At 52.7% G+C, this 9201-nt stretch carries 9 protein-coding genes; all 9 read right to left on the bottom strand.

All coding sequences use genetic code 11. From position 1 onward, the window contains the following. Nucleotides 1–170 precede the first annotated feature (170 nt). Complete coding sequence (locus Q0526_RS18865; RefSeq protein WP_366522134.1) at nucleotides 171–425, bottom strand: pro-sigmaK processing inhibitor BofA family protein; 255 nt, start codon at nucleotides 423–425, stop codon at nucleotides 171–173. Next, a complete protein-coding gene (locus Q0526_RS16415) occupies nucleotides 422–634 on the bottom strand; it encodes a hypothetical protein (RefSeq protein WP_298735977.1) in 213 nt (70 codons plus the stop codon). Before Q0526_RS16415 ends, Q0526_RS18865 begins: the two co-directional genes overlap by 4 nt. Nucleotides 635–650: 16 nt before the next feature. Continuing rightward, complete coding sequence (spoIVA, locus tag Q0526_RS16410) at nucleotides 651–2126, bottom strand: stage IV sporulation protein A (protein WP_298735975.1); 1476 nt, start codon at nucleotides 2124–2126, stop codon at nucleotides 651–653. 13 nt (nucleotides 2127–2139) lie between these two features. Continuing rightward, nucleotides 2140–3690 (bottom strand): DUF3794 domain-containing protein, encoded by a 1551-nt coding sequence (locus tag Q0526_RS16405; RefSeq protein ID WP_298735973.1) that lies wholly within the window; start codon nucleotides 3688–3690, stop codon nucleotides 2140–2142. A 239-nt stretch (nucleotides 3691–3929) separates the two neighbouring features. After that, nucleotides 3930–4565 carry a thiamine diphosphokinase gene (locus tag Q0526_RS16400; protein WP_298735971.1) on the bottom strand — a complete coding sequence of 212 codons (636 nt, stop codon included), beginning with the start codon at nucleotides 4563–4565 and terminating at the stop codon, nucleotides 3930–3932. Next, complete coding sequence (gene rsgA / locus Q0526_RS16395; RefSeq protein ID WP_298735968.1) at nucleotides 4562–5422, bottom strand: ribosome small subunit-dependent GTPase A; 861 nt, start codon at nucleotides 5420–5422, stop codon at nucleotides 4562–4564. Before rsgA ends, Q0526_RS16400 begins: the two co-directional genes overlap by 4 nt. 14 nt (nucleotides 5423–5436) lie before the next feature. Beyond that, on the bottom strand, nucleotides 5437–7338 hold the full coding sequence (gene pknB / locus Q0526_RS16390; protein ID WP_298735965.1) for a Stk1 family PASTA domain-containing Ser/Thr kinase: 1902 nt from the start codon (nucleotides 7336–7338) through the stop codon (nucleotides 5437–5439). Next, the gene (locus Q0526_RS16385; RefSeq protein ID WP_298735963.1) at nucleotides 7331–8080 is read right to left on the bottom strand and encodes a Stp1/IreP family PP2C-type Ser/Thr phosphatase; all 750 of its coding nucleotides are present in this window, start codon (nucleotides 8078–8080) and stop codon (nucleotides 7331–7333) included. Before Q0526_RS16385 ends, pknB begins: the two co-directional genes overlap by 8 nt. 53 nt (nucleotides 8081–8133) lie before the next feature. Continuing rightward, nucleotides 8134–9186, bottom strand: a complete 1053-nt coding sequence (gene rlmN / locus Q0526_RS16380) for a 23S rRNA (adenine(2503)-C(2))-methyltransferase RlmN (RefSeq protein WP_298735961.1) — start codon at nucleotides 9184–9186, stop codon at nucleotides 8134–8136. Nucleotides 9187–9201 lie beyond the last annotated feature (15 nt).

Raw genomic sequence — 9201 nt, 5'->3', positions numbered from 1 at the left:
GGTTTCTTTCTGTTGCACTATCCCTGGGGTCACCCCCGGCTGCCGTTAGCAGTTGCCATGCCTCTGTGAAGCCCGGACTTTCCTCAGGCGGTTCTTACGAACCGTCCCGCCGTCGTATGTTCCACTCGTTTTCGGCTTAGTATAGCATAAAAGCATCGGTTTGGCAAGTGTTACAAAAGCAGTTGCACAAGCAGTAGCGCTGTTACCCCCGGTAGTCCCAACACCACTGCCACAAAGCCGGTAAAGCGATTAAGCGGCAAATCGACCCCTGTAACTGGTGCCAATAGTGCCAGAGTCGCTAACGTTCCTACCCCACACAAAGCTCCAGCCAATAAGGTCCGTAAAGGATGTCGCTCTCGGGCTGCGCATCGCCCCACAATCCATAGGCACACACCTGCGCAGCCCCATAGCCAATACTTGGTCATGGATCTTCTCCTCCTACCCGCAACATCCGAAGCAGCGCTCGACACCGGCACATCAATGCCGCATGCTGATAGGTAAGCTGTTCGATATAAAATGGGTCCTGCGCCTCTTCAAAGGCCACCTCATTGGCTCGCAATGCCTGCATCGCCCTTTTGAGTTCTGCCTGCATGGCACGACGTTCTTTTTCCTGTCGGGTCATTCGCTTAAACACAGGCTTCTCCCCCATCTCACAGCAAAATACAGATCAAGCCATCGCACCCTTCGTTGATTATGCGTTCCAACGTCTGCTGAAGCCGGTTGCGTGCCTCCTGCGGCATATGCAGCAGTTTGGCCTGCACGCCTTCGCTGACCAGCTCATTTAAGCTTTTCCCAAAAATGTTCGTACTCCACAATTTCCCGGGGTCCGTTTCAAAATCCGCCAGTAAGCTCTTGATTAGTTCCTCCCCTTGCTGTTCACTGCCTACCGTCGGGGACAATTCGGTATGAATGTTGGCACGCATGATATGAAGGCTAGGTGCACTGGCTGAAAGCCGAACACCATACTGACCACCTTGGCGTACAATCTCCGGTTCTTCCAATGTCAGTTCATCAATGCTCGGCATTACAATTCCATAGCCGGTGGCCTCCACCTGTTCCAAGGCCGACTTGATCTTGTCATAGGCGCGCTTGGCCCGCGCCAAGCTAACCACACAGGGCAAAAGGCTAGCTTCGTCCACAATTTCCAATCCAGTTTGTTCGCCCAGAATCTTATAAAAGATGTCCGGCGCAATGGTTGCCGCGATGCGCACCGTTCCCGTGGCTAAGTCCATGCCGGTCAGCGAAGTCCCTACGATATACTCACAGTCCAGCTGAGGTCGATGACCTGCCACATCAGCCATCTTTCGAATACCGCCAGCATAGGCCAACATTGAAGAGTAAACGGTACTCTGCAGCCAGTGCCCCGCTTCCAACATGGTCACCCAACTGGGCATATACACCGCGATTTCCTGCACGGGGAATTCGTATAAAAGAGTTTGCAAAAGCCGGTCAATCGTATCCGCCGTCATCGTCACACAGTTGATGGGAAACACTGCATGATGGTAAAGCTCTGCCATCTGCGCAGCCAACTGCTGGGCCTCATCGGATTCCGGCTCGGCACAGTTGAGCAGAATGATATAAGGCTTGCCAATGGCTTCCAATTCCTCCACAATGCGCTGTTCCGCCTCGCAGTACCCCTCCCGCGGCAAATCTGCCACCGAGCCGTCGGTGGTTACCACCACCCCAACGGTGGCATGCTCACGAATCACACGACGTGTCCCGGTTTCCGCCGCCAAGTCAAACGGAACTTCATGATCAAACCATGGACTTTTGACAAGCCGCGGCGCATCGTTTTCTTCATGTCCCAGCGCCCCCTCGACCATATACCCCACACAGTCGATAAGCCGCGCCCGAAAACTCCCGCCCCCAGAAAGTTCGATGGTTACCGCTTTTTCTGGGATAAACTTCGGCTCGGTGGTCATAATCGTACGCCCAGCAGCCGACTGCGGCAACTCGTCATTCGCACGGGCCCGTCTGGCTTCGTTCTGGATATGCGGCAATAACATCAATTCAGAAAACCGCTTGATGAAAGTACTCTTACCGCTGCGTACAGGGCCAACCACGCCCAGATAGATGTCGCCACCCGTGCGCTGTGCAATATTCTGATAGATCTGTTCCTGAGTCACAGTCGCGCCTCCTTTACAATGCCGCCGGAATCAGCAGGCATGCCGTTTCCGTAGTAAGGTCCTGTGGCGGCACCCCTTCGTTTTCCAGATGATTCGCCGTTGCCAAATCTCTTGCCCTTGCGTGATAACGTTTGGCAATATCAAACACGCGCTCTCCCTGTCGGGCATAGTACAGGAACAAAGCCGGTCCATCGTTTCCTGCTGCGTATTCCTCTCCCAGTTCTACGTTACACAGTGCCTCACGGCCTTCTGCTTGCAACAACACACCTGTCAGTTGAATTTCCAATTCCACCCGCAGTTGTGCCCCGTTCTTACCGCTGTTAACCCGCACCACAGAAGCCCCCGCACAAGCATAAGCGTCTGCCGTATTGCCGTTCCAGACTCCTTCTGGCTGCCATACGAACGTCTTGTCGTAGCAGGTCACTTCCCCTCGTTCGTCTGCACACAGAACATGGGCCACTCCCTTCCCACATAAGCGGAAAGTTTCTTTGTCTTCTGCACTCTCCGCCGTTGTAGGCACCGCCGCCCCCAACGTCACAAAACAGCCTTTCACCGTCACATTGGGGTTCGGCAGATCATCTTCCAATACCACCGGCACTCGACCAGTCACTTCCGCTGTTTGACGCAAAAGTTTACAACTGGTCTGCACCGTCTGGGTTTGACAGATTGTAGAATAGGCATCTGCCACCACTGTACGAGTCGATTCATGCCAAGCCGTCAGATACAGCTTCCATGTAATATTCAGCTCCGCTTCCCCGCTTCCTTCCGCAGCCGTAAGGGTACACGCCATGACCTCTCCCCACACTACGCAGGTATCCTCTTCGGTAATTCCCGGCACTTCTACCGACTGTTGCACCGGAATTTCTTTCTGGCGGACCATCAATTCTTCCGATCCTTCCGGCTGGTAACACACCTGTACTTGCAGCGTTCCCTGCACACTAGCCTGACCAGTTTGCAGCGATATTCCGCCCAGCACAAAACTGCCGTCAATATCCAGAATGGCGTTGCCTGCATCCGGCATCGGCAGGGTTGTCTCGGCGGTAAACGTCTTTTCTTCCGCAGCAATGCGGTTCAATCCACACAGCGAGCGCGTTCGCTGTTCAATACCGCAGTCCGCCAAGGCAGTAAGAAGCTCACATTCTTTGGTAACCAACACAGCCCCACACAAAATGTATGCGCCTCGCAGATCGATGCGGTGTTCGCTGACTGCTCGGCAGTTGCAGTACTCCGGCTCTCCCCATACTTGAGCCGGACCTTCTGCATAATTACCGGCGGGAAGCTCGACCGACTTTTCGAACGCGAACTTCTGTTCGGTACGGTAAAGTTTACATCCCGGCTCATCGCTTTGATAGTATACCGTACAGCGCAGGTAGCCTTCGCTTTGCCACCGGTTCCCTGTCACACGGTTTTGCAGCACTACCGGTTCCAGCAAACACTTGACGATTTTGAACACCGCCGGAAGGTAGTCCGGAATGAGGATCTCCGTTTCTACCGGAAGCTCCAACCGAGTTTCCCATCGCCCGCCATACGCTGCTATGGTGTCCTTAAACACCTTAAGTTCCATCTTTGATTGCCCCTTTCCGTTGATTGCTTGGTTGACTGTCTGGTGCATGTATATGCGGTGGGGCAAAAAAATAATCCCTGCCTTGCGGCAGGGATTTTTGAGAAGTTGTTAGACCTTGAATGCTGCGCGAAGCAGCCAGCGCAACGCGCGCGGGCAGCGAACCACAACCACATGCATGGCATACACCTCACTTTCAGCTTGCGATGTATGCCATACTATGCAACGATTGCTGTGCTGTGTTACCCATCTGCCCGCGTCAGTACCACAAGACCATGGCCTGTGCGGCACTGCAAGTGTGCGATGGGTTCGGTAAATTCATTGCTGGTTCCCAGCGGATAGTCCAATTCCGAAAGGGTTGCATCTTGTAATGGATAGTAAACACCTTCTAAGGTAACGCCTGTCATCGGTTCCCCCAGTGCAAAAACCGACAGATACATCCAGTCCTTGCGTGCCAACGCTAAGGGACATTCCGGCAAAAGGAAATGCATCTCGCTTTTCGAATCTGCCAAAACAGTATGCACCCCATGAAGGCTCAAATATAAACCGGTAGAGATATTCGCAAACATATGCTCTACACGTGCGCCGCCTAATGCCCCCAACAGGACCGCTTCCTCATATCCATGTTCAACCAACCATCGGGCAGCGAACTGAGTGTCGGTATCGTCTTTCACGTGAGGCAGGACAATCGTTTCCCAATCTGTAACAGGCTGCGGAGCCGAGTCGAAATCCCCTACAATGAGATCCGGCCGCACCCCCAGTTTGGCGGCGTTGCGGTACCCCGCATCGCATGCAACGATAAAATCCTGCGGCTGTAGATAGGAGGCCATCTCCGTTCCAATCGGTACCGCTGAAAACACAACGGCTCGTTTTTTCATCGTTCCCACTCTTTCCGGACGCTGGCTTCCTCATACATAGCCAGATAACTGGCGTAGCGCGTCTTACTGATATTGCCTTCCTCTACCGCGGCACGTACAGCACAGCCCGTCTCGCTGCGATGCGAGCACCCCGTAAAGCGGCATTGCCCAAAGTATGGTTCAAACTCTGGAAAAGTGTGTTGCAAATCCTCTTTGGGGATTCGGCACAACTTCTGGGCTTCCAGACTCGCAAACCCCGGTGTATCCGCCAAACGTCCGCCGCAGATTTCGAAAATTTCCACCTCGCGGGTCGTATGCCGTCCACGTCCCAACTTTTGGCTAATCTGGCCGGTTTCTCGGTTCAGTTCCGGCGCCAATGCGTTTAGAAGCGTAGACTTTCCCACACCAGAGTTCCCGCAAAATGCACATAGATGGCCTCGAATATACCCACGGATTTCTTCAAGACCTTCACCAGTCTCATAATGCAGTTGAATCAACGGAATTTTGCTTGTAGCATAAGCCTGTTTAAGCATGTCAGCTGCAGCCAAATCGGCTTTGGTCACAACCAAGACCGGCTGCACCTCTTTATAAACCGCAGCCGCTGCCAGCTCATCCAGCACCAAAGTACTGGGAACCGGCTGGGTTGTACTAGCCACAATAAAGAGGACATCCAAATTCGCCACCGGGGGACGGATAAATACATTCTTTCGCGGCAAAATCGCATCGATCATCGAGCCGTCGGGGGACAACACTACATTGTCGCCTGCCACCGGCTTAATACCGCTCTTACGGAATATACCGCGTGCTTTGCATTCTACAATGCCGTCCTCTGTACGGACATAGTAAAACCCGCCGATGCCTTTTGTAATATACGCCATCGTTCCCTGCATCATTATTTAGGATTGCCTTGCGAGTCGCACAGCACGCCGTCTTCATTCCACATGGTGCCGTCCGGCAGCTGGTGGATCGTATGGCTGCCGTCATTGCTCTGCCACCAGCTTTCGGCAATGGTTCCGTCCGAATTTTCCGGTGCCGGCGTTTCCACTGGCGTTTCCGGGATGCCATTAGAAACAATCAACGTAATTACTGTACTTACACGCGCTTTCGTGCCAGCCGCAGGGCTCTGGTTCAAAACCGTACCTGCCGGTTGGTCGCTAGCCTGCTCCACCACGCGGATCGAAACATTCAAATCCTTCACGTCGCTACGCGCATCATCGACCAACTTACCCGTGAGGCTGGGGATCGTCACTGTGGAGTCAATCACCGCACGGCTCACATACATGATCACCGTAGAATCACCTTCCACGGTTTCTCCCGCCGCAGGGCTGGTGTAAATTACCGCACCGTTGGCCACCGTGTTATCCTGCATGGGCTTTTGCATCACGTTCAACCCTAAATCTTTCAGAGTTTGCTCTGCATCGGCAGCCACCATGTTTTTGGTTTCGGGTATGGTCACATACTGGGTTCCCAGACTAACCGTTAAGGTGATTTTTTGGCCTTCCTTCACCGTACGGCCCGCTTTAGGGTTTTGACGAATGATGGTACCGGCAGGATATGTCGAATTGTATTCCTCCGCTTCCTGCAATTTGAGCAACGTATTGTACTCCGACGCACGGTATTCATCCAACGTCTGGCCTACAAAATTCACTATCGTAACATCCTGCCGGTTAGAGAACAACAGGTTGCTGGAGTTCGTGAAAATCAAATAGACCAAAATGGCCGCGCCGATTACAAAGGCCACCGCCATGCCGAAGAAGATCGGCAAAAGAGAAAACGGCTTTTTCTCTTTATTCTTTTTCTTGCTGGATTTGCTCCGACCGGGATTGGAGGTTCCCACACGGCGCGCCTCGCTGGTGCGGATATTGCTGCCCTTGCTGCCGGCTTTTGCGTTGTTGACAACACGGTTAATGCTCTTTTCGGGATTATCCTGCATATTTCTGTACTCGTATTCGAAGCGCACCGACGGGTTACGCTTAAATTCCTCAATAGCGTTCAACATTTCCTGCGCACTTTGATAGCGTTTGGCAGGATCTTTTTCCATGGCCTTTTCCGTGATCTGACGAAGGCCTTCCGGCACGTTGGGCGCAACCTGCGCCAACGGCTTTGCCTTATCGGAAATCTGCATGATTGCAATGGACACCGCACCGTCCCCATCAAAGGGCAACCGGCCAGAGAGCATCTCATACAGCATCACGCCCACCGAATAGATATCGGTACGAGCATCGGTCTTGTCGCCTTTTGCCTGTTCAGGGCTGATGTAATGCACCGAGCCAATGGCTTTATCGCTGACCGTCTGGCTTTGTGCGCGAGAGAAGCGAGCAATGCCAAAGTCCATCATTTTGATGGAGCCATCTGCCAACAGCATGATGTTCTGCGGCTTAACGTCCCGGTGAATAATTCCCTTGGAATGTGCATGCTGCAAAGCCCCCAACACCTGCGTAGCAAAGTGTACGGTTTCTTTCCAAGTAAGGGCTCCACCGCGCTGTTTGAGATATTCCTTCAGCGTGATGCCATCCACGTATTCCATCACAATATATTGCAGACGATCGGTGACTGACACATCATATACTTTGACGATGTTGGGATGATCCAGAATAGAAATCGCCTTAGACTCATTTTTGAAGCGGCGAACCAGTTCCTCGTTATCCAAAAACTCTTCTTTCAGTACTTTCACCGCGATGGCATTTCCAGTCTTTTCATCGACACCGCGGTACACGTTGGCCATGCCGCCGACACCGACCAGACTTTGAATCAAATACCGGCCATCCAGTCGTTTCCCAATCAGATTATCCATTGTTGACCTCCGTTGTTTCCACGCCCATTAGCAAAACCGTGATGTTATCCTGTCCGCCCGCCTGCAGCGCACGGTCCACCAAAATGTTGGTGGCATCAAAAAACGGAACTTCTTTCAAGATCCGGGCAATCTCACTATCCGGAACCATGTTGGTCAGTCCGTCAGTACACAAAAGCAAAATATCTCCGGCCTCTATCTCACAGCGGTTGTATTCCGGCACGATATTGGCCGCGACCCCCAATGCACGGGTGATCAGGTTTTTCTGCGGATGAAGAGACGCTTGTTCCCGCGTGATCTGGCCGCTATCTACCAGCTGCTGTACCATAGAGTGATCCCGCGTAATCTGCCGCAAGTCACCTTCATGATACAGATACGCTCGGGAATCCCCGGCATGAACAATATGTGCATAGCCATTGCCTGCATACGCGCACACGCCGGTTGTTCCCATGCCTAACATTTCGGGGTCCGAAGTTGCTTTATCATACACAGCGCGGTTCGTCACATCGAACCCCCGCATGATAAAACTTTTTTCTCCCCCCGGCTGTAATGCACGCATCTGTCTGGCAAAATATTGCTGCATGGTATCCGTTGCTATGCGGGCTGCAATTCGCCCGCCGTTCACGCCCCCCATGCCATCACATACAATGCCCCAGGCCGTACCGCCCGCCAGCTGCTGCGCACAGTAATTATCTTGATTTTCCTGGCGACAACTGCCGATATCGGTGATCGCGGCGATCTTCATTCAGGACGTTCCTTTCCTTGGTTTACTCACTCACAGAATATAGTCTTTCCAGTTCATTGGGTGGCTGCTTGTTGGGCATCTTCCCGCCGTAGCTGACCGCAGGCCGCGCTAATATCAGTGCCCAACCGCCGCCTTACCGTTGCATTGACCCCCAAATGTTCCAACTCCTGTTGGAACCGGCGCACGTTGGCTTCATCCGTGGCGGAATATGGGCTGCCATCCACCGGGTTGATGGGAATCAAATTTACGTGGGCTCCCATCCCCTGAATCAAATGCGCCAGCTTTTGCGCCATCTCCGCGCTGTCGTTGACGCCGCGGACCATGGAATATTCAAAACTGATACGGCGACCGGTTTCTTTCTGATAGCGCCTGCAAGCAGGAATCAGTTCCTCCAGCGGGTATGCATCGTTCACCGGCATCATGGAGGACCGAACCTTGTTATCCGGCGCATGCAGCGAAACGGAAAGCGTCAACTGTAAATGCCGCTTAGCCAATTCATCAATCTTCGGAACCAGACCACAGGTGGAAAGGCTGATGTTACGCATGCCAATGTTAACACCTTCTGGACAGGAAATGATTTCCAGAAAGTCCATCACATTGTCGAAGTTATGCAGCGGTTCTCCGATTCCCATTAACACGATGTGCGAGACACGTTCGCCGGTATCTTTCTGCGCCGTATACACTTCCGAGGCGATCTCTCCGGGCGTCAAATCCCGCACACGGCCCGCTTGCGTAGACGCGCAAAATCGGCATCCCATCGCGCACCCTACTTGTGTAGACACGCAAACGGTGTTACCGTACTTGTACCGCATGAGTACCGTTTCAATACAGTTGCCATCTGCCAGTTGCAAGAGATACTTAACCGTACCATCTTTTGATTGCTGCCTGCGGCGAATACTCGGTGCCGCGATGGTACATTGCTCTTCCAACAGCGTCAATAACGTCTTGGGCTGATCGGTCATTTGGGAAAAATCCGTCACCAATTTTTGATGCAGCCATTTAAAAATCTGTTTTGCACGAAATTTCGGCTGTCCCAGCCCCACCAAATATGCGGTCTGATGGTCCAGCGTCAGATCCGATAAACAAATTTTTTCTGTCTCACCCATAGATTTCCCCTCCTT

This window comes from uncultured Subdoligranulum sp. (assembly GCF_937890665.1).
This window is presented reverse-complemented; position numbering and strand designations above follow the sequence as displayed.

Coding starts and splice junctions, on each gene's coding strand:
- Q0526_RS16385 (WP_298735963.1), bottom strand. CDS start 8,080: ATGAAGATCGCCGCGATCACCGATATCGGCAGTTGTCGCCAGGAAAAT.
- pknB (WP_298735965.1), bottom strand. CDS start 7,338: ATGGATAATCTGATTGGGAAACGACTGGATGGCCGGTATTTGATTCAA.
- Q0526_RS18865 (WP_366522134.1), bottom strand. CDS start 425: ATGACCAAGTATTGGCTATGGGGCTGCGCAGGTGTGTGCCTATGGATT.
- rsgA (WP_298735968.1), bottom strand. CDS start 5,422: ATGGCGTATATTACAAAAGGCATCGGCGGGTTTTACTATGTCCGTACA.
- rlmN (WP_298735961.1), bottom strand. CDS start 9,186: ATGGGTGAGACAGAAAAAATTTGTTTATCGGATCTGACGCTGGACCAT.
- Q0526_RS16400 (WP_298735971.1), bottom strand. CDS start 4,565: ATGAAAAAACGAGCCGTTGTGTTTTCAGCGGTACCGATTGGAACGGAG.
- Q0526_RS16405 (WP_298735973.1), bottom strand. CDS start 3,690: ATGGAACTTAAGGTGTTTAAGGACACCATAGCAGCGTATGGCGGGCGA.